The 19,745-nt window shown below is 62.6% G+C and carries 15 protein-coding genes and 2 pseudogenes; 3 read left to right on the forward strand and 14 right to left on the reverse strand.

Features of this window, described 5'->3' with window-relative positions; translation table 11 throughout:
- From ACYVDE_RS02445 to ACYVDE_RS02510, 14 genes and pseudogenes are all read right to left on the reverse strand, one after another.
- A partial coding sequence (locus tag ACYVDE_RS02445; protein ID WP_460499893.1) for a hypothetical protein occupies positions 1-186 on the reverse strand: 186 nt, incomplete at its 3' end.
- Positions 187-203: 17 nt separating this feature from the next.
- Positions 204-1,061 (reverse strand): fumarylacetoacetate hydrolase family protein, encoded by an 858-nt coding sequence (locus ACYVDE_RS02450; protein WP_460499894.1) that lies wholly within the window; start codon positions 1,059-1,061, stop codon positions 204-206.
- Between the two features lie 119 nt (positions 1,062-1,180).
- The gene (locus tag ACYVDE_RS02455) at positions 1,181-2,866 is read right to left on the reverse strand and encodes a sodium/sugar symporter (protein ID WP_460499895.1); all 1,686 of its coding nucleotides are present in this window, start codon (positions 2,864-2,866) and stop codon (positions 1,181-1,183) included.
- A 153-nt stretch (positions 2,867-3,019) separates the two neighbouring features.
- Positions 3,020-4,288, reverse strand: a complete 1,269-nt coding sequence (gene ilvA, locus ACYVDE_RS02460; protein WP_460499896.1) for a threonine ammonia-lyase — start codon at positions 4,286-4,288, stop codon at positions 3,020-3,022.
- Positions 4,289-4,445: 157 nt separating this feature from the next.
- Positions 4,446-5,506: pseudogene (gene ilvC, locus ACYVDE_RS02465) on the reverse strand (ketol-acid reductoisomerase).
- Between the two features lie 83 nt (positions 5,507-5,589).
- Positions 5,590-6,192 (reverse strand): acetolactate synthase small subunit, encoded by a 603-nt coding sequence (gene ilvN, locus ACYVDE_RS02470; protein WP_460499897.1) that lies wholly within the window; start codon positions 6,190-6,192, stop codon positions 5,590-5,592.
- 118 nt (positions 6,193-6,310) lie between these two features.
- On the reverse strand, positions 6,311-8,065 hold the full coding sequence (gene ilvB, locus ACYVDE_RS02475; RefSeq protein ID WP_460499907.1) for a thiamine pyrophosphate-binding protein: 1,755 nt from the start codon (positions 8,063-8,065) through the stop codon (positions 6,311-6,313).
- A gap of 25 nt (positions 8,066-8,090) precedes the next feature.
- Positions 8,091-9,806, reverse strand: a complete 1,716-nt coding sequence (gene ilvD / locus ACYVDE_RS02480) for a dihydroxy-acid dehydratase (protein ID WP_460499898.1) — start codon at positions 9,804-9,806, stop codon at positions 8,091-8,093.
- Between the two features lie 129 nt (positions 9,807-9,935).
- Positions 9,936-10,823 carry an aminotransferase class IV gene (locus ACYVDE_RS02485; protein WP_460499899.1) on the reverse strand — a complete coding sequence of 296 codons (888 nt, stop codon included), beginning with the start codon at positions 10,821-10,823 and terminating at the stop codon, positions 9,936-9,938.
- Between the two features lie 305 nt (positions 10,824-11,128).
- The gene (leuB, locus tag ACYVDE_RS02490) at positions 11,129-12,247 is read right to left on the reverse strand and encodes a 3-isopropylmalate dehydrogenase (protein WP_460499900.1); all 1,119 of its coding nucleotides are present in this window, start codon (positions 12,245-12,247) and stop codon (positions 11,129-11,131) included.
- Entirely contained in the window at positions 12,241-12,849 is a 609-nt protein-coding gene (leuD, locus tag ACYVDE_RS02495) for a 3-isopropylmalate dehydratase small subunit (RefSeq protein WP_460499901.1), read from the reverse strand. Before leuD ends, leuB begins: the two co-directional genes overlap by 7 nt.
- Positions 12,850-12,950: 101 nt before the next feature.
- Entirely contained in the window at positions 12,951-14,345 is a 1,395-nt protein-coding gene (gene leuC, locus ACYVDE_RS02500) for a 3-isopropylmalate dehydratase large subunit (protein ID WP_460499902.1), read from the reverse strand.
- A 118-nt stretch (positions 14,346-14,463) separates the two neighbouring features.
- Positions 14,464-14,634 carry a hypothetical protein gene (locus ACYVDE_RS02505; RefSeq protein WP_460499903.1) on the reverse strand — a complete coding sequence of 57 codons (171 nt, stop codon included), beginning with the start codon at positions 14,632-14,634 and terminating at the stop codon, positions 14,464-14,466.
- Between the two features lie 15 nt (positions 14,635-14,649).
- Positions 14,650-15,816: a 2-isopropylmalate synthase gene (locus ACYVDE_RS02510; RefSeq protein ID WP_460499904.1), complete on the reverse strand. Its 1,167-nt coding sequence runs from the start codon at positions 15,814-15,816 to the stop codon at positions 14,650-14,652.
- A gap of 166 nt (positions 15,817-15,982) precedes the next feature.
- Between ACYVDE_RS02510 and ACYVDE_RS02515 the strand changes: the two genes are divergently transcribed.
- From ACYVDE_RS02515 to ACYVDE_RS02525, 3 genes and pseudogenes are all read left to right on the forward strand, one after another.
- Positions 15,983-17,527, forward strand: a complete 1,545-nt coding sequence (locus ACYVDE_RS02515) for a hypothetical protein (protein WP_460499905.1) — start codon at positions 15,983-15,985, stop codon at positions 17,525-17,527.
- Positions 17,528-17,669: 142 nt separating this feature from the next.
- Positions 17,670-18,206, forward strand: coding sequence for a DUF4833 domain-containing protein (locus tag ACYVDE_RS02520; RefSeq protein ID WP_460499906.1), 537 nt, complete (start codon positions 17,670-17,672; stop codon positions 18,204-18,206).
- 141 nt (positions 18,207-18,347) lie between these two features.
- A pseudogene (locus ACYVDE_RS02525) lies at positions 18,348-19,745 on the forward strand (cyclic nucleotide-binding domain-containing protein); the annotation flags it as partial.

Raw genomic sequence — 19,745 nt, forward strand, 5'->3', positions numbered from 1 at the left:
CGGGCGGCTTGCACGCACCGGTTTAGCGGCGGGCGTCTGGCCGGCCGCCGGGCGCAACGACAGCACCAGCAGAGCCCCCAGCAACCACTGCACCATGCGCCGCAGCCCCACTACGCACTTCTTCCCGGCCACCCTGCGAGCAGCTATCCAGGCATCGGCTCCCAGCCAGGTTACGGTGCGGCGCATTGTGGCTCAAATAGGAATTAAGCCGGGGAATACGCCCGCAGCACCTGCCGGGCGCTGCCCAGGCCATTAATGCCCAGCTCTACCACGTCGCCGGGGCGCAGGTATTGCGGCGGCTTCTGGCCCGAGCCCACGCCGGCGGGCGTGCCGGTCGAGAGCACGTCGCCGGGCAGCAGGGTCATGAATTGGCTGACGTAGGCAATCAGGAAAGGCAGCTTGAAAATGAGGTTGGCGGTGTTGCCGTCCTGCCGGGGCTGGCCGTTCACGGTGAGCCAGAGGCGTAGGTTGGCGGGGTCGGCCACCTCGTCGGGCGTCACGAGCCAGGGGCCCAGCGGGGCGAAGGTGTCGCAGCCCTTGCCCTTGTCCCAGGTGCCGCCGCGCTCCAACTGGAAGGCGCGCTCCGACACGTCGTGGTGCAGCACGTAGCCGGCCACGTAATCCAGGGCGTCGGCCTCCGTCACGTACGAGGCGCGGCGGCCGATGACTACGGCCAATTCCACTTCCCAGTCGGTTTTCTCGGAGTTGCGCGGAATGATGATGTCGTCATTCGGCCCAGCCAGGGCCGACGTGGCTTTCAGGAAGAAAACCGGTTCGGCGGGGTAGCCAAGGCCCATTTCGGCGGCGTGGTCGGTGTAGTTCAGGCCCACGCACACCATTTTGGATGGGCGCGCCACGGGTGGCCCCAGGCGCTCCGCATCGGCCACTACGGGCAATTGGCCGGCCTGCGCCCGCACGAAAGCGGCCAGCCGGGCCGGGCCATCGGTGGCGAAAAACCGTTCGTCGTAATCCTCGCCGAAGGCGGCTACGTCGTGCCGCTGCCCATCGAGCAGAACACCGGGCTTTTCGTGGCCAGCCGGGCCGTAGCGGAGTAGTTTCATCAGCAGTAAGTTGAGATTGAACTGGTAGAGACGCCTGATTGCGTCTCGTCGTTGAACATCCTGCGGCAGAATCGTTCAACGACGAGACGCAATCAGGCGTCTCTACCAGCAAGTAAGCGCTACCAGTAAACGGTGTACAGCGTGGTGATAATGACCAGAATAGCGGCCACGCCAGCTAGGAAGCTGGGCTGCGGCTTAAACATGCTGCGGTCGACTTCGAGGCCGTTGGTTTTCACGCCGCGGCTGGTTTCGAGGATGCTGATGATGAGCATGGCCACGATGCAGATGACGAACACGAAGCCCATGCGGTCGAGGAAGGGGATTTCGTAGATGCCCTCGGCGTTTTTCACCGCGAAGCCAAACGGGGCCAGGCCCGACAGGTCGGCGTAGTTGGGCAGGAACTTGAACATCACCGACAGCAGGAAGCCGCCGATGGTGGCGAACAGGGCCGCCGTGGAGGTGGTGCGCTTCCAGAAGAAGCCTAGGATGAACATAGCGAAAATGCCCGGCGACACGAAGCCGGTGTATTCCTGAATGTACTGGAAACCACCCTTTTTGTCGATGCCCAGGTGCGGCGCGATGAGTACGCCCAGAATCATGGCCACCACTACGGCGATTTTGCCGGTGCTCACCAGCGTCTTTTCCGAGGCGTTGGGGTTAATGACCTTCTTGTAAACGTCGAGCGTGAAGATGGTGGCAATGGAGTTGGCTTTGCCGGCCAGCGAGGCCACCACGGCGGCCGTAAGGGCGGCAAACGACAAGCCTTTCAGGCCCACCGGCAGGATGTTGAGCAGCACCGGGTAGGCGCGGTCAGGGTTCAAATCAGCCCCCGAGCCGAACTCGGCGGCGCCGAATACATCCTGCTTGTAGAGCACGTAGGCGGCAATGCCGGGCAGCACCACAATCACGGGCATCAGTAGCTTGAGGAAAGCCGCGAACAAAATACCCGAGCGGGCCGTGGGCAGGTCGGCGCCCAGTGCGCGCTGGGTGATGTACTGGTTGCAGCCCCAGTAGTTCAGGTTCACAATCCACATGCCGCCGAGCAGCACGGTGAGGCCCGGCAGGTCGATGTAGTTGGGGTTGTCGCGCTTGAAAATCATGTGGAAGTGGTCGCCGGCCTGCGAGGTGAGCAGGTTGAAGCCGTTGACGACGCCGCTCGTGCCGTTGTGCTCGGCCACCAGGTTCAGGGCCAGATAGGTGGTGGCCAGGCCGCCCAGAATCAGGAAGAACACCTGAATCACGTCGGTGAAGCCGATTACCTTCATGCCGCCCAGCGTGATGAGCACCGCGAAACCCGCCAGCATGTACATGCAAAACGTAAGGTTGAGCCCTGCAATGCTGCTGATGGCAATGGCGCCGAGGTAGAGAATCGAAGTCAGGTTCACTACCACGTAGAGGGCCAGCCAGAACAGGGCCATAATCATGGCCACTGTGGAGTTGTAGCGCTGGCTCAGGAACTGCGGCATCGTGAAAATGCGGTTCTTGAGGTAGACCGGGATAAAGAACGTGGCCACCACGATGAGCGTGATGGCGGCCATCCACTCGTAGGTGGCAATGGCCAGGCCCATCTTGAAGCCCGAGCCCGACATGCCCACAAACTGCTCGGCCGAGATGTTGGAGGCAATCAGCGACGAGCCAATGGCCCACCACGTGAGCGAGCCTTCGGCCAGGAAATAGTCTTTCGAGTCGCCTTCGAGGGTGCCGTCGTGCCCGGTTTTGCGCCGGTAAATCCAGATGCCGTATCCGGCGACAATGAGGAAGTAAGTGAAGAATACGATGTAATCAATCGTGGCGAGCTGGTTCATGCAGAGAAGAGCGTTGGGAGTTCGTTAGCCACGCACGCTGCCCCGGACAGGGCCTGGCGAAGCTATGGGAAAGTAATGTTCCGGTAAAAAACCCGGTTCTGAAAGGAAAATCTGCGATTTCTTTCCGTAAACGATTCCGGTAGGCCCGTCCTGCTACACCAGCAGCGCCAGAAAATCGGGCCGGCCGTTGAGGTACTCGAACGAGAAGCCCTCCTCCCCCATGCGGGCCTTAATAGCATCCACATCAGCCGGCTGCCGCACTTCGATGCCGACGAAAACGGGCCCTTTCTCCTTGTTATTTTTCTTGATGTACTGGAAGTGAATAATGTCGTCGCCCTCGGCCAGCACGTTATTTACGAAGCGGCGCAGCGCCCCGGGCGCCTGGCTGAACGTGACCATGAAGTAGTGCTTCAGCCCTTGGTACTTGGCGGCCCGCTCCTTGATGTCCTCCATGCGGGTGATGTCGTTGTTGGAGCCGCTGACCACGCACACCACGGTTTTGCCCGCAATGCGGTCGGCAAACTGGTGCAGGGCCGAGATGGTGAGCGTGCCGGCTGGCTCCAGCACCATGCCTTCCTCGTTGTACATCTTCAGCAAGTCGAGGCAGACCTGCCCCTCGGGCACCAGCACCACCTCGTCGAGCAGCCCACGGCACAGCTCAAAGGTGAGCCGGCCGGGGCACTTCACGGCTGCGCCGTCCACGAAGCTGTCGATGCTGGCCAGCACCGCGTGCCGCTGGTTGCTGATGGCGTTGTGCATGGATGGCGCCCCCAGCGGCTGTACGCCAATGAGCTTCGTGGCCGGGCTCAGCAGCCGGAACACACTGCCCACGCCCGAAGCCAGCCCGCCCCCGCCAATGGGCAGGAAGCAGTAGTCGATAGCCACGGTGGCCGCCTTCAGAATCTCCAGCCCCACGGTGGCCTGCCCTTCCACAATGGCCATATCATCGAAGGGGTGGATAAAGGTGCTGCCCCGCTCGTCGCTAAAGTCCTTGGCCGCGCGGAACGAATCGTCGAAACTGGCGCCGGTCAGCACCACTTCCACAAACTCCTTCCCGAACAGCCGCACCTTGTCCACCTTCTGGGCGGGCGTTTGGGCGGGCATGAAGATGTAGCCTTTCAGGCCCAGCAGCTGGCAGGCATAGGCCACGCCCTGGGCGTGGTTGCCGGCGCTGGCGCACACAATCTCGCGCTCGCCGGCAATGGGCGGCAGCGTGCTCATCTTGTGGTAGGCCCCGCGAATCTTGTAGGAGCGCACCACCTGCAGGTCCTCCCGCTTGAGCAGCACGGTGGCACCGTAGAGGCGCGAGAGGCCGTGATTCTGCAGCAGCGGCGTTTTATAGATGACGGGCTCGAGGTTGCGCGCCGCCCGCTCCACGTTTTTGAGCAGCACGGCGGGCGGGGCGGTTGTGGCATTGAGCATGGCTGTTTTGGAAAAAATGGCGCGGCCGGGGCACCTCCCCCCCGGCCCCCTCTCCTTGGGGAGAGGGGGAGCCTGACGAATTTCGTCCGGTGCATATCCGGTGCCCCCTCTCCCCAAGGAGAGAGGGTCAGGGGGTAAGGTGCCCCGGCCGCGCCGCCTACGCTTCTACCTTTTCCGTCGCCTTCGAGCGCAGCTGGCGCACGGTGGCGCCGGTGGCCCACAGCTCCGACTCGCGCACTTCCTGCAGCTCGGCTTCCAGCTCTTTCCGGTAGTTGGGGGTGCTGCCGCGCTCGATGGTGCGGCGGGCTTCCTCGCCGCTGGCTACGCTGTCGTACAACTCGTTGAGGACGGGCAGGGTAGCTTCGCGGAACTTGCCTTTCCAATCCAGGGCGCCGCGCTGGGCCGTTACCGAGCAATTGGCAAACATCCAGTCCATACCGTTTTCGCCTACCAGCGGCACCAGGCTCTGGGTGAGCTCTTCCACGGTTTCGTTGAATGCCTCGGAGGGCGAATGGCCGCGCTGGCGCAATACTTGGTACTGCGCTTCGATGATGCCGGCCAGGGCGCCCATCAGCACGCCGCGCTCGCCGGTGAGGTCGGAGTACACTTCCTTCTTGAAGTCGGTTTCAAACAAATAGCCCGAACCCACGCCGATGCCCATGGCAATGGCCTTTTCCCAGGCCTGCCCCGAGGCATCCTGGAATACGGCGAAGGACGAGTTCAGCCCGCCGCCGGCCACAAACAGGCGGCGCAGGCTGGTGCCGCTGCCCTTGGGCGCCACGAGAATCACATCCACGTCGGCGGGCGGCACGATGCCGGTTTGGTCGTTGAACGTGATGCCGAAGCCGTGCGAGAAGTACAGCGTTTTGCCGGGCGTGAGCTTGCTTTTAAGCATGGGCCACAGGGCAATCTGGCCGGCGTCGCTCAGCAGGTTGCAGATGATGGTGCCACGCTCGGCAGCTTCTTCCAGCGAAAACAGCGTTTCGCCCTCCACCCAGCCGTCGCGGATGGCGCGGTCCCAGGAGGGCGTGCCCGAGCGCTGGCCCACGATGACGTTAAGCCGTTGTCGCGCATGTTCAGGGCCTGGCCCGGCCCCTGCACGCCGTAGCCGATGACGGAAATGGTGTCGTCTTTGAGGAATTCGAGGGCCTTTTCGAGCGGAAATTCGTCGCGGGTGATGACGGTTTCGTGCACGCCGCCAAAGTTGATTTGGGCCATAAGGGTTGGGGGTTTGTAGCGTGGACTTTTAGTCCGCGCCGGGGTTAAAAATTAGCGTTCTACTCGCGGACTGAAAGTCCACGCTACATCGTGAATACCGCGTCGCGGCTGTTCAGAAACTCGTTTTCGGCCACGTCCTCGCCCGGCTCGCGGCGCTCAAACTCGCGCAGCTTGTGGTTGAAGCCGTCGCTGGCCTTGATGATGGCAATGCGGGCGCTGCGCACGAACTCAATCAGTCCGTAAGGCTGCAGCACCTTGATGAGGGCGTCGGTTTCCTCGCGGTGGCCGGTGGTTTCGAACACCGTGTAATCCTTGCGGATAACCACGGCGCGGGCCCCGTTCTCGCGCAGCAGCCGCTCGACGGAGGCGCGCTCGGCAATCACATCGGTGGGCACTTTGTAGAGGGCCATCTCCTGCCAAATCACGTCGGAGTTGGGATTGTGGTACACTTTCAGCACCTCCACCTGTTTCTCAATCTGCCCGGCCAGCTTGCTCACCACGTCCTCGGTTTCGGTGATGACGATGTTGAAGCGGTGGATGCCTTCAATTTCGGAGGGCGACACGTTCAGGCTCTCGATGTTGATTTTGCGGCGCGAGAAAATGATGGCAATGCGGTTGAGCAGTCCCACCTGGTTTTCGGTGTAGGCCGTGATGTTGTATTCCTGGCGGTCGGGTTGGTGGAACATGATTTTGGGCGATGTGTAGAGACGCGACACTTCGCGTCTCCCCGTATGCTGATGTTGTTAGAACTGCGCGGGGCGGGCCGTTCAACGCCGAGACGCGAAGTGTCGCGTCTCTACAATCTTATCTCAAGCGGATTTCGGCCACGCTGCACCCTTGCGGCACCATCGGAAAGATGTTGTTTTCCTTCGCCACCATCACCTCCAGCAGGAAAGACCTGGGTTGCTCCAGCATCTGCCGCAGGGCGGGCTGCAGGTCGGCGCGGTTTTCCACCAGCCGGCCGGGAATGCGGTAGCCGGCGGCCACGGCCACGTAGTCGGGGCTCTGGATATCCACAAACGAGTAGCGGCGGGTGTGGAAAAGCTCCTGCCACTGCCGCACCATGCCCAGGAAGCGGTTGTTAAGAATGATGATTTTGACGTCGACGCCGGTTTGCATGATGGTGCCCAGCTCCTGAATGGTCATCTGCACACCGCCGTCGCCGATGATGGCCACCACCGGCCGCTCGGGCGCACCAAACTTGGCCCCGATGGCGGCCGGTAGCGCGAAGCCCATGGTGCCCAGCCCGCCGCTGGTGATGTTGCTGCGCGAGTGGTTGAAGCGGGCGTAGCGGCAGGCCACCATCTGGTGCTGGCCCACGTCGGTCACGATGATGGCCTCGCCCCGGGTTAGCTCGTTGAGCTGCTGCAGGACTTCGCCCATGGTCAACTCCTCGCCGGTGGGGTGCAGCTCGTCGTGTATCACGGCGGCCACTTCTTCGGCCAGGTAATCCTGGAAGCGCTGGTGCCATTCGGGGTGGCATTTCGGCTCGATGAGGGCGGTGAGCAGCGGCAGGGTTTCCTTGCAGTCGCCCCACACGGGCACGGCGGTGGCCACGTTCTTGCCGATTTCGGTGGGGTCGATGTCGAGGTGAATGACCTGGGCCTGGCGGGCGTATTTGTCGAGGCGGCCGGTCACGCGGTCGTCGAAGCGCATGCCGATGGCGATGAGCACGTCGCACTCGTTGGTGAGCACGTTGGGGCCGTAGTTGCCGTGCATGCCCAGCATGCCCACGTTCAACGGGTGCTCGGTGGGCAGCGCGCCCGCGCCAAGAATGGTCCAGGCCGCCGGGATGCCGCTTTTTTCAATGAACGCCTTAAACTCCTGCTCAGCCTTTCCGAGAATCACGCCCTGGCCCCAGAGCACGAATGGCCGCGCAGCCTGGTTGATGAGCGCCGCCGCCTCGCGCAGGTACTTGGGCCGCACAATGGGCACCGGCCGGTAGCTGCGAATATGCGTGCACGGCGCGTAGGGCGCAAAATGAAACGGCTGCAGCTGCGCGTTTTTGGTGATATCAATCAGCACCGGGCCGGGCCGGCCGCTGCGCGCAATGTAGAAGGCCTTGGCCAGCGCCTCGGGGATTTCCTCGGCCTTGGTCACCTGATAATTCCACTTCGTAACGGGCGTGGTGATGTTGATAATATCGGTTTCTTGAAACGCATCGGTGCCCAGCAGGTGCGCGAACACCTGCCCCGTTATGCATACCACCGGCGTGCTGTCAATCTGCGCATCGGCTAGACCCGTTACTAGGTTGGTCGCGCCCGGCCCGCTCGTCGCAAACACCATCCCCACCCGCCCCGAAGCCCGTGCATAGCCCTGCGCCGCGTGGATACCGCCCTGCTCGTGCCGCACCAACACATGGTTCAGGCGGTCGGCGTAGTCGTAGAGCGCATCGTAAATCGGGATGATGGCCCCGCCGGGGTAGCCGAAAATGGTATCCACGCCCTCAGCCAGCAGAATGTCGAGCACGGCCGTGGCGCCGATGGCGTTGTAGGCAAGGGCTATTTCGGCAGCAGTATCAGCAGCATCGCCAGCGACAGCAGCAGCCACGGCTTCCACAGTTGCAACGTCCGTTTCGGCGGCTTCAGGTAGGGTTAATGGCTGGTTCGTTAACATGGCTTTCTTCCAATAAATCGGTGATGCAGCCGCGGCTGGCGTCGCTCACGGTGCGGATGTATTTGAGCAGCACGCCCTGGGTGGCGTTGGGGCGCGGGCGGCGCCACTGGCTGTGGCGCAGCTCCAGCACTACCGGCTCAATCTGGATATCAATAGTGTTGGCGGCGGCGTCGAGCACAATCCAGTCGCCGTTTTCGACCAGGGCGATGGCGCCGCCGTCATAGGCTTCGGGGCAGACGTGGCCCACCACGAAGCCGTGGGTGCCACCCGAAAAGCGCCCATCCGTAATTAGAGCCACTTTATCGCCCAGCCCCGCCCCGATGATGGCAGAAGTCGGCTTCAGCATTTCGGGCATGCCCGGCCCGCCCTTCGGCCCCACGTAGCGAATCACGACCACCTCGCCGGCCTTGATTTTACCGGCCGTGATGCCCTCGTTCAGTTCCTCTTCCGAGTCGAACACGTTGGCCGGGCCTTCGAAGCGCAGGCCTTCCTTGCCCGTGATTTTGGCCACCGCGCCGCGTAGGGCGAGGTTGCCGTAGAGAATCTGGATGTGGCCGTCGGGCTTGATGGGGTTATCCAGCGGGCGCAGCAGGTCCTGCCCGGCGCCCAGGGGCGGCACGGCGGCGAGGTTTTCGGCCAGGGTGCGACCGGTTACGGTCAGCAGGTCGCCGTTGAGCAGGCCGGCGTCGAGCAGGGTGCGCATCACGGCGGGCACGCCGCCCAGGGCCGAAAGGTCCTCCATCAGGTACTTGCCGCTGGGCTTGAGGTCGGCCAGCACCGGCACGCGGTTGCTCACGGCCTGGAAATCCTCCATGCTCAGCGGCACGCCGGCGGCGTGGGCAATGGCAATGAGGTGCAGCACCGCATTGGTGGAGCCGCCCAGCACCGTCACGACCACCAGCGCGTTCTCGAACGCCTCGCGCACCAAGATGTCGCGGGGTTTCAGGTCGAGCTCCAGCAGGCGGCGCAGGTAGGCCCCGGCGTCGAGGCACTCCTGGTTTTTCTCAACGCTCACGGCGGGCAATGAGGATGAGAACGGCACGCTCATGCCCAGCGCCTCGATGGCGGCGGCCATGGTGTTGGCCGTGTACATGCCCCCGCAGGCCCCCGGCCCCGGGCAGGCATTGTGGATGATGCCGCTGTAGTTTTCGTCCGAAATCTGGCCCTGCAGCTTCTTCCCGTAGGCCTCAAAACACGACACGATGTTGAGTTGCTGCCCCTTAAACGTGCCGCCCTTTATGGTGCCGCCGTACACCATCAGGCTCGGCCGGTTGAGGCGGGCCATGGCGATAAGCGCACCGGGCATGTTCTTGTCGCAGCCCACCACGGTGGCCAGCGCGTCGTAGTTGTGCGCGCCGGCCATGGCCTCAATCGAGTCGGCAATAATCTCGCGCGACACCAGCGAAAACCGCATTCCCGGCGTGCCGTTCGTGATGCCGTCGCTCACGCCAATGGTATTGAAGCGCAGCCCCACCAGCCCCTGGGCCTGCACGCCGAGCTTCACGCCATCGGCCAGCGCATCGAGGTGCATGTTGCAGGTATTACCCTCGAAGCCCGTGGAGCAGATGCCCACGAAGGGCTTGCGCAAATCCGCATCCGACAGCCCCGAGCCGATGAGCATGGCCTGCGAAGCCGGCAAGCTGTCGTCCTGGGTGTAGATGCGGCTGTATTTGTTGAGAATCATGCTTTAGGGCCAGATTGTAGAGACGCGACACTTCGCGTCTCGTCGTTGCTGATGTTGTTTAGTTTGGGTGGCTCTGCGCAGTACTGGCCGTTCAACGACGAGACGCAAAATGTTGCGTCTCTACATCGTTCAGGCTTCCTGCGACGCCGCCACGCCCGTCACCAGCGCCCGGTAGCGTTCGGCCAGCTGTGCGCCCAGCGTCTCAGAAAAAGGCACACTGAACTCCAGCTCATCAATGGCCGCAATGCCCACCACTTCGGCGGCGGTGCCGGTGTAGAAAGCGCCGGTGGCCCCTTGCAGCTCATCGGGCGTGAAGAACTTCTCCGTCACGCGGATGCCGGCCTCGCGGGCCAAATCGATGATGGTGTTGCGGGTGATGCCGCGCAGAATGCTGCCCTGCGGCGCGGTGAACAGCTCGCCGTCTTTCTCGAAGAAGAAGTTCGCGCCGGGGCCTTCGGCCACGTAGCCGTTCATGTCGAGCAGCAGGGCTTCGTCGAAACCGCGGCCCTTGGCTTCGGAGCTGGCAATGATGGAGTTGACGTAGTGGCCCGACACTTTGGCCTCGATGGGCACGGCCTTGGGGTTGGGGCGCTGGTAGGGCGAGATACTCAGGCGCAGGCTTTGGTCGCCGAGGTACTTGCCCCAGTCCCACACGGCGATGAGCAGGTTGCTGCTGCTGGCGTGCTTCAGAGTCATGTTGGGCTCGCCGGCGTACACTAGGGGGCGGATGTAGGCGTCGGACAGGCCGTTCTTTTCCAGCAGCTGGTAGGTGATGGCCGTCAATTCCTCCACCGAGTAGGCGAAAGGCAGGCCGATGCTGCGGCAGGAATAGTGCAGCCGCTCGTAGTGCTCCTCGGCCTTGAAAATGCGGGTGCCGCCCGGCGTGACGTAGGCCCGGATACCTTCGAAAACGGCGTAGCCGTAGTGCAGCGACTGCGCATAAGCGCCCACCTGGGCGATTTCGGCTTTGATAAACTCGCCGTCGACAAAGGCTAGGGTATCGGGGTTAAAATACATGCTCCTACAAACGGTTAAGACCTGGAAAATCAATAAAAAAGCCTCTCTGAGCGCAGGGCTTAGAAAGGCTTTTGCTGGGTTGCAACAAGCTGTTCCTACGCGCCCCGCGGGCCAGGAATAATGACGGTAAAGACGAATAGACAGCGTTTTTTCATGGGAGAGTTTGTGGTAAGGTGAACGTCATGCAGAGCGCAGCGAAGCATCTCGCGTGGGGGAGTAATCCAGCCATTAGAAAAGAATTAGTGGCAGCACGCGAGATGCTTCGCTGTGCTCTGCATGACGTTTCTTTTTCCTGCCATTAGCCATCAAATAATCGTGCTCACCCCGATTTCCACGTTGTTCTTGTTCCACTGCTTCTCGTTGGAATCGGCAATCCAGAAGGCGATGTAGTTGCCCACTTCTTCGGTCGAATAAGGCGCGTTCGGGTTCAGCTCGCGGGTCAGGATGCCGTTATTCAGGGCCTCGTCCACGGCTTCGCGCACCAAGGCGGCTTCGGCGGGCAGCTCAAGATGCTCCAGCAGCATCGCGGCCGAGAGGATGGCGGCAATGGGATTGGCAATGCCCTTGCCCCGGGCCTGCGGGTAGGAGCCGTGGATGGGCTCGAACAGCGCCACCGCCTCGCCGATGGAGGCCGAAGGCAGCAGGCCCATCGAGCCGGCAATGACCGAGGCCTCGTCCGAAATAATGTCGCCGAACATGTTCTCGGTCAGAATCACGTCGAACTGCGTGGGATTGAGGATGACCTGCATCGCGGCGTTATCTACGAAGAGGTAATCCACCGTCACTTCGGGGTACTTGTGCGCCATTTCGCGTACTTCCTCGCGCCAGAGGCGGGAGGTTTCGAGCACGTTGGCCTTGTCTACCAGCGTGAGGTGCTGGCGGCGGCCGGCGGCGGCCTGAAACGCCAGGTGCGCAATGCGGCGGATTTCGGCGCGACTGTAGGTGCAGTGGTCGTAGGCGCCCTCGCCGTCGGCGGTGCGGCCCTTTTCGCCGAAGTAGATACCGCCGGTCAGCTCGCGGAAGATGACCATGTCGGTGCCTTGGATGCGCTCCTTTTTGAGGGGTGAATGGGCCAGCAGCACGTCGTAGGCCACCACGGGGCGAATGTTGGCAAACAAACCCAACTCCTTGCGCAGGCGCAGCAGGCCCTGCTCGGGGCGCACTTTGGCACTGGGGTCGTGGTCGTATTTCGGGTCGCCGATGGCACCGAGCAGCACGGCATCGGCGGCGCGGCAGGCTTCGAGCGTGGCGTCGGGCAGCGGGTTGCCGGTGGCGTCGATGGCGCAGGCCCCCATCAAATGTGAGCTGAGGGCGAAGTGGTGGTCGAACCGCTCGGCCACGGCTTCGAGCACCTTCACGGCCTGGCGGCACACTTCCGGCCCGATGCCATCGCCGGGCAACACGGCTATTTTCTTGCTTACCATTTTGTTTCCCAGGTCCAGAGGCGGTTTGATTCGTAGGTTTCGATGGTGGGCTTCTGGCTCACCAGGTAGTCGATGTCGTCGTAGCCGTTAATCAGGCACTCCTTTTTGTAAGCGTCGATGTCGAAGTGAAAGCTCTCGCCGGTGGCGGGCACGTGCAGCGTTTGCTCGGGCAGGTTCACCACGAATTGGGTGTCGCCGTCCTTTTCCGCCAGGGTGAACAAGCGGGCCAATTCGGCATCCGTCACCTGCAGGGGCAGCAGGCCGGTATTCAGCGCGTTGCCTCGGAAAATATCGGCGAAGTAGCTCGAAATCACCACCCGAAACCCCGCGTCATACAGCGCCCAGGCGGCGTGCTCGCGGCTCGAGCCGCAGCCGAAATTCTTGCCCGCCAGCAGAATCTGGCCAGCATAGCACGCATCGTTGAGAACGAAGTCGGGCTTGGGCGTTCCGTCGGCGTCGTAGCGCCAGTCGCGGAACAGGTTTTCGCCGAAGCCTTCGCGCGTGGTCGCCTTCAGAAAACGGGCCGGGATAATCTGGTCCGTGTCGATGTTTTCGAGCGGCAGCGGTACGGCGGCGGAATGCAGGGTCTGGAATTTTTCCATTTGGAGTTAGAACGTCATGCAGAGCGCAGCGAAGCATCTCGCTCAGAGGGATATTGGTTTAAGCACACGAGATGCTTCGCTGCGCTCTGCATGACTGTCAATCAATTCAAATACTGCGTGATATCCACAATCCTACCCTGCACGGCCGTAATCGCCGCCACCAGCGGACTCGCCAGCAGCGTGCGCGACCCCGGCCCCTGCCGCCCCTCGAAGTTGCGGTTCGATGTCGCCACGCAGTAGGCCCCGGCGGGGATTTTGTCCTCGTTCATGGCCAGGCAGGCGCTGCAGCCGGGCTCGCGCAGCTCAAAGCCGGCTTCGGCCAGAATCTTGTCGAGCCCCTCGGCGATAGCCTGCTGCTCCACCTGCTTCGAGCCGGGCACGATGATGGCCTCCACGTGCCCGGCCTTCTGCTTGCCCTGCACGTAGGCCGCCACCGCCCGCAAATCCTCGATGCGCGAGTTGGTGCAGCTGCCGATGAACACGTAGTCAATCTGCTTGCCCAGCAGCGACTCGCCCCGCTGAAATCCCATGTATTGCAGCGACTTGTCGAAGCTTTCCGCTTCGCCGGCCGGCACTTCGGCGGGGATGTGGCCGGTGAGGGCGATGCCCATGCCGGGGTTGGTGCCGTAGGTTATCATCGGCGCAATGGCGGTCGCGTCGAAGCGGTGCTCGGCGTCGAACGCGGCGTCGGCGTCGGAATACAGCGTTTGCCAATAGGCCACGGCCTGCTCCCAGGCGGCGCCCTGGGGGGCGAACGGGCGGCCCTGCACGTAGGCCAACGTCGTTTCGTCGGGCGCGATGAGGCCGCCGCGGGCCCCCATTTCGATGCTCATGTTGCACACCGTCATGCGGCCTTCCATGCTAAGGGCGCGCACGGCGCTGCCGGCGTACTCCACGAAGTAGCCGGTGGCGCCGCCGGTGCCGAGCTGCGAAATGACGTACAGAATCAGGTCCTTGGCCGTAACGCCGGGCCGCAGCTCGCCATCTATCGAGATGCGCATGCGCTTGGGGCGGCTGAGCAGCAGACACTGCGTGGCCATCACCTGCGCTACCTGGCTGGTGCCGATGCCGAAGGCCACCGCGCCAAACGCGCCGTGCGTGGAGGTATGGCTGTCGCCGCACACGATGGTGGTGCCGGGCAGCGTAAGGCCCAGCTCGGGCCCGATGACGTGCACGATGCCCTGGCGCGGGTGGCCCAGGCCGTAGAGCTCCACGCCGTGGCGGGCGCAGTTCTCGGTCAGCTTATCGACCTGCGAGCGGCTGAGTGGCTCGGCAATGGGCAGGTGCTGCTGGCGGGTGGGCACGTTGTGGTCGGCCGTGGCCAGGATGCGCGCCGGCCGGAACAGCGGCAGGTGGCGGGCGTCGAGCTCGTCGAACGCCTGCGGGCTGGTCACCTCGTGAATGAGGTGCCGGTCGATATACACGATGTCCAGGCCGCCGGGCGCGGTTTTCACCACGTGGGCCTCCCAGATTTTATCGAATAAGGACTTCGCCATTGAGGAATTGAGATGTAGAGCCGCTTGGTTGCGTCTCGTCGTGCGGGTGTTTTGGGGGAAAACGGGTGGTATCTGGGTGGTCCCAACGGCGGGACGCGCCCCTGCGTCTCTACATTAGTCAACCATCGGCCTGGGCGAAATCGGCAGCCGTGGGCGCGGCTTGCCGAATCTGGGCGACGGCGTAGCTTATCCAGTCGGCGCAGCGCTGCGGGAGCGAGGCCGGCTGTTCGGGTTGTTGGGTTGCGGGCGTGGCCGAGAGGCTGGTGTAAGGCGATTCAACGGTGTTCATAATCTTATAGCATAATCAGTTAGCAGGCACTAATTTCTCTTGTTCTACCAGGCGGTGCAGGTCGTTATCCACTACTTCGCGCTGGCGGTCGGCGAGCTGCAGGAAGCTGGCGTAGGCCTTGTTCAGCTCGGGCTTTTCGAAGTCGTAGCCCAGTTTCTGGAGACGGTAGGCCAGGGCGGCGCGGCCCGAGCGGGCCGTGAGCACGATGGACGAATCGGCCACGCCGACTTCTTTGGGGTCGATGATTTCGTAGGTTTCGCGGTGCTTGATGATGCCGTCTTGGTGGATGCCGCTGCTGTGCGAAAAGGCGTTGGCGCCCACAATGGCCTTGTTGGGCTGCACGGGCATGGTCATCAGGTGCGACACCATGGCCGAGGTTTCGGCCAGCAGACGGGTGTTGATGTTAGTATTGAGGTCGAGGTAAGGATGCTGGCGCAGTATCATCACCACTTCTTCGAGGGCGGTGTTGCCGGCGCGCTCGCCCACGCCGTTGATGGTGCATTCAATCTGGCGGGCGCCGTTCATCACGCCGGCAATGGAGTTGGCAGTGGCCAGGCCCAGGTCGTTGTGGCAATGCGTGGACAGCCGCACGGTATGAATGCCGCGCACGTTTTCGTGCAGGAATTTGATTTTGGCGCCGTACTCCTGCGGCAGGCAGTAGCCGGTAGTGTCGGGGATGTTGAGCACGGTAGCCCCGGCTTTTATCGCCGCCTCGCACACGCGGGCCAGAAACACGTTGTCGGTGCGGCCAGCGTCTTCGGCGTAGAACTCCACGTCTTCCACGAAGCTTTTGGCCAGCTTCACGGCGCCGATGGCGCGGGCCAGCACGTCCTCGCGCGTGGTGCAGAGCTTGTGCAGCACGTGAATGTCGGAAGTGCCGATGCCGGTGTGGATGCGCGGGTAGCGGGCCGGGCGCAGGGCCTCGGCGGCCACGCGAATGTCGTTTTCGACGGCCCGCGAGAGGCCGCACACGGTGGCTTCGCGGGTTTGGGCGGCAATGGCCTGCACGGCGGCAAAGTCGCCGGGGCTCGACACCGGAAAGCCGGCCTCAATCACGTCGACACCGAGCTGTTCGAGCTGGCGGGCAATGAGGAGTTTCTCGTCGCGGTTTAGCTTGCAGCCCGGCACCTGCTCGCCGTCGCGCAGGGTGGTATCAAAAATCTGGATTTGCTGGGTGGCCATGCGGTAATTGCCCGAAATGCCGGGGCGCAGGTGATGAATTGGCTGGCAAGAACCGCCCCGCCCGAACGCCGCAAAACCGCGTTTTTCACCATTCTACTATTTCCAAAAGTCGATTTTTCAAAAACAACCTATTTATTATCAGTCGGTTAATTTATCATCTAGTACAATGCCTACCAGAAGTCAGGAGCCCGTTTTTCAGCTGATAAAATCATTAACCCGCACCGAAAAACGCCATTTTCGGCTGTTTACCAGCCGGCCGGGCGCGGGCGAAGACCTCAAATTCCTGCTACTGTTCGATGCCTTGGACGCGCTCGAAACGGCTGACGATGCTGCCGTACTGGCGCAGGTGCCCAGCCTCAAACGCGCCCAGCTGGCCAACCTCAAGGCCAACCTCTACCGCCAGCTGCTGGCCAGCCTGCGCGTGTACCACGCCGGCCAGAACCCCGATATTCAGCTGCACGAGCAGCTCGACTACGCCCGCGTGCTCTACAACAAGGGCTTCTACCAGCAGGCCCTGCGCATGCTGGAAAAGGTGAAGCAACAGGCCCGCCAGGCCGAAATGCCGCACATCGTGCTACTGGCTCTCGACTTTGAGAAACTGATTGAAAGCCAGTACATCACCCGCAGCCTAAAGGACCGCGCCGACACCCTCACGGCCGAAGCTACCGACACCGTGGCCCACCTGGCCAACCAGCACGCCCTGAGCAACGCTGCGCTGCGCCTCTACGGCCTGTACCTGAAGGCCGGCCACGCCCGCAACCGCGCCGACCACGAGCGCATCACGGCGTATTTCCGCGAGCAGCTACCGCCGCACGCGCACAGCGAGGGCGGCTTTTACGAGAAGCTGTATTTCTACCAGGCGCAGGTGTGGTACCACACGCTCGACCAAGATTTCCGGGCCGGCTACCGCTACGCGCAGAAATGGGTGGACCTGTTTGAGGCCGCGCCGGCCATGAAGGAGCTGCAAACCATGCTCTACATCAAGGGCCTGCACAATCTGCTAGCCTCACTCTACAACCTGCTGTACTACAGCAAATTCAAGCAGATACTGAGCACGCTCGAAGAGTTTGCCGCCAACCAGACGCGCCGCAGCAGCCCCAACACCGAGATTCTGCTGTTTCAGTACCTGTTCACCAACCGCATCAACGCGTATTTTCTGGAGGGGCGCTTCACGGCGGGCCTCGAAATCATTCCGGACCTGCTGGAGCAGCTCGAGCGCTACAAGCCCCAGCTCGACCTGCACCGCACGCTGGTGCTGTACTACAAAATTGCCAGCCTGTACTTTGGCAGCGGCCAGTTCGGCAAGGCCATCGAGTACCTGAACCTCATTATTCAGCACAAGGAGCTGAGCCTGCGCGAAGACCTGCAATGCTTCGCCCGCATCCTGAACCTGATTGCCCACTACGAGGCCGGCGACGACGCCAGCCTGGACTACCAGATTCGCTCGGTGTACCACTTCCTGGGCAAGATGGACGACCAGCAGCCCATGCAGGTCGAGATTTTCCGGTTTTTGCGCAACGTGGGCAACATCGCGCCGCACGAGGTGCGCGAGGCGTTTATTCGACTGCGCGACAAGCTTATCGTCATCGCTGCCATGCCCTACGAGGGCCGGCCGTTCCTGTACCTCGACATCGTGTCGTGGCTCGACAGCAAGATTGAGAACGTGCCGGTGGAGCAGGTGATGCAGCGGAAGTTCCGGCGGATGAAGTAGCGCGGACTTTTAGTCCGCGAGCGAGAGAAGCGAGCATCGGGCATCTGGTGCGGTCACGCCTGTTCGCTGCGCTCACTCGCGGACTAAAAGTCTGCGCTACTGGCGGCCGTACCTTTGCGGCCCCATTCACGCGCCCCAAATAATGTCGGCAACGACTTTTCTGCTGCTTTTCACGCTTCTCTTCGCCCCGCTGCCGGCCGCTAAACCGGCCACCACGTTCCCGGTGCCGAGCGGTGTGCCCAACCAGCTGTTTTACCTGCAGCGCGACCCCAACACCAATACCGTCATCTACCAGCTGAACGTGGACCGCGCCGGCCGCCTGAATGAAGATGAGCCCGTGAACGTGTTCTGGCTGCGCTACGACGAGCAGGGCCAGCGGCAGGATTTGAACTTCATTCAGCGCAAGTTTGCCTACGGCCTGAGCGCCGAGAAGCTGGCCACCGATAAGTACGAGCTGAAATTCGCGGCCTACCGCAAGGTGCGGTTCTACCTGCTGCGCTCGCCCGTGGACCGGGCTTTCCACGTGTACGCCACCATCAACGGCAGGCAGCTGCAGTTGGAGCGCGTGTTTCTGCGCATCGAGGGTGGCACGTTTTGGGTGCCGAATGTGAAGTATATCGAGTTCAAAGGGCTGAACACCGCCACCCGCGAGCCGGCTGTGGAGCGCGTGCTGCCGTAGCGCGGTGTAGCGCGGACTTTTAGTCCGCGAGTTGAAGGATACCACACCAGAGCCGTCACGCGCGGACTAAAAGTCCGCGCTACGTGCAGGGCCGTGTATCTTTGGCTACGGCCGGGCCGCCTGGGCCGGCCCCCTTTCTGCATGATTTCGGCCGCTTCTCTGCAAAACCTGTTCGGCATCAAAGCCAGCGAAACCCGCACCGTGGGGCTGTTTTTGCTGCATAATTTCCTGCTCGGCATCGGCTCGGTGCTGGTGTACGTGGCGGCCAACGTGCTGCTGCTCGAGCACAACCCCGAGCACAGCCTGCCGCTGGGCTACATCGTGGGTGCGCTGGCCATGATGGCCGTGGGCAAGGTCTACACCCATTTTGAGCACCACTACCTGCTAAAAAAGCTGGCTGTGCGCGTGCTGCTGGCCACCGTGGCGCTGGTGGGCGTGCTGGGCGTGCTGGTGGTGCTGGGGCATTCGGTGGCGGCGGCCGTGGCCATTATGGCGGGCTACCGTGTTATCTACCTGCTCACCAATCTGGAATTCTGGGGCGTGTCGGCGGTGGTGTTCGATGTGCGGCAGAGCAAGCGCCTGTTCAGCATCATCAGCTCGGGCGACATGCCGGCCAAGGCCCTGGGCGCCGTGCTGGCGGCGCTCATTCACGGCGACGCGCAGCTGCCGGTGCTGCTGGGTGTGTCGTTCGTGGCCTACCTGGGGGCGTTGTTCACGCTGCGCGCCACCCTCAGCTCGCACGTGGTGGAGGCCACGGCGCGGCCGGTGCGGACCGTGGCCCAGCCACCCAAGAAATTGGTGCAGCAACTGTTCGGCGGCAGCCAATTGGTGCTGGCCATGTGCCTGAGCCTCGTAACCATCGCAGGCGTGATTACGGCCGTGGAATACATGTTTTTCCTGAACGTGAAGCACAAGTTTCACGCTTCGGAAGACGTGATGCAGTCGGTGGGCTGGATTTTGGCGGCTACTTATTTGGCGGGCACCTTCGTAAAGCTGCTGGTGAGCCGGCAGGCGCTGGAGCGCTACGGCGTGCAGTGGTCGCTGCGGCTGCTGCCGGTGGTGGCGCTGGTGGCGCTGGCCGTATTTGGCGGCTACAAGGTCGCCAGCGGCTACTCGCAAAGCGGGCAGCTAGCCTTTTACTGCGGGCTGTATCTGCTGCTCGAAGTGCTGCGCCGCACCGTGTTCGACCCCGTGTTTCTGGTGCTGTTTCAACCCCTGGCGCCGCCGCAGCGGCTGGCGGCCCACACGCTGGCCAAAGGTTTTTATGAGCCGGTGGGCATGGCCCTGACGGGGATGCTGTTCTTCGCGCTGCGTTCCTCGGGCCTGCTCGATGGCGGCCTGCCGTTCTTCTGGATGGGCGCGCTGCTGGTGCTGGCGTTGCTGTTTTTGCGCCGCACCTACCTCAATTACTTAGCCGAATTGAAGGAGGGCCTGGGCCGCCGCTTCGCCGAAACCGCCGACCTGGCGCTGCCCGACGCGGCCCGCCACGTGGTGCTGGCGCATCTGCTTAGCCCCCACCCCACCGAGGTGCTGAACGCC

This window comes from Hymenobacter agri, assembly GCF_054778495.1.

Coding starts and splice junctions, on each gene's coding strand:
- ACYVDE_RS02450 (WP_460499894.1), bottom strand. CDS start 1,061: ATGAAACTACTCCGCTACGGCCCGGCTGGCCACGAAAAGCCCGGTGTT.
- ACYVDE_RS02455 (WP_460499895.1), bottom strand. CDS start 2,866: ATGAACCAGCTCGCCACGATTGATTACATCGTATTCTTCACTTACTTC.
- ilvA (WP_460499896.1), bottom strand. CDS start 4,288: ATGCTCAATGCCACAACCGCCCCGCCCGCCGTGCTGCTCAAAAACGTG.
- ilvN (WP_460499897.1), bottom strand. CDS start 6,192: ATGTTCCACCAACCCGACCGCCAGGAATACAACATCACGGCCTACACC.
- ilvD (WP_460499898.1), bottom strand. CDS start 9,806: ATGATTCTCAACAAATACAGCCGCATCTACACCCAGGACGACAGCTTG.
- ACYVDE_RS02485 (WP_460499899.1), bottom strand. CDS start 10,823: ATGTATTTTAACCCCGATACCCTAGCCTTTGTCGACGGCGAGTTTATC.
- leuB (WP_460499900.1), bottom strand. CDS start 12,247: ATGGTAAGCAAGAAAATAGCCGTGTTGCCCGGCGATGGCATCGGGCCG.
- leuD (WP_460499901.1), bottom strand. CDS start 12,849: ATGGAAAAATTCCAGACCCTGCATTCCGCCGCCGTACCGCTGCCGCTC.
- leuC (WP_460499902.1), bottom strand. CDS start 14,345: ATGGCGAAGTCCTTATTCGATAAAATCTGGGAGGCCCACGTGGTGAAA.
- ACYVDE_RS02505 (WP_460499903.1), bottom strand. CDS start 14,634: ATGAACACCGTTGAATCGCCTTACACCAGCCTCTCGGCCACGCCCGCA.
- ACYVDE_RS02510 (WP_460499904.1), bottom strand. CDS start 15,816: ATGGCCACCCAGCAAATCCAGATTTTTGATACCACCCTGCGCGACGGC.
- ACYVDE_RS02515 (WP_460499905.1), top strand. CDS start 15,983: ATGCCTACCAGAAGTCAGGAGCCCGTTTTTCAGCTGATAAAATCATTA.
- ACYVDE_RS02520 (WP_460499906.1), top strand. CDS start 17,670: ATGTCGGCAACGACTTTTCTGCTGCTTTTCACGCTTCTCTTCGCCCCG.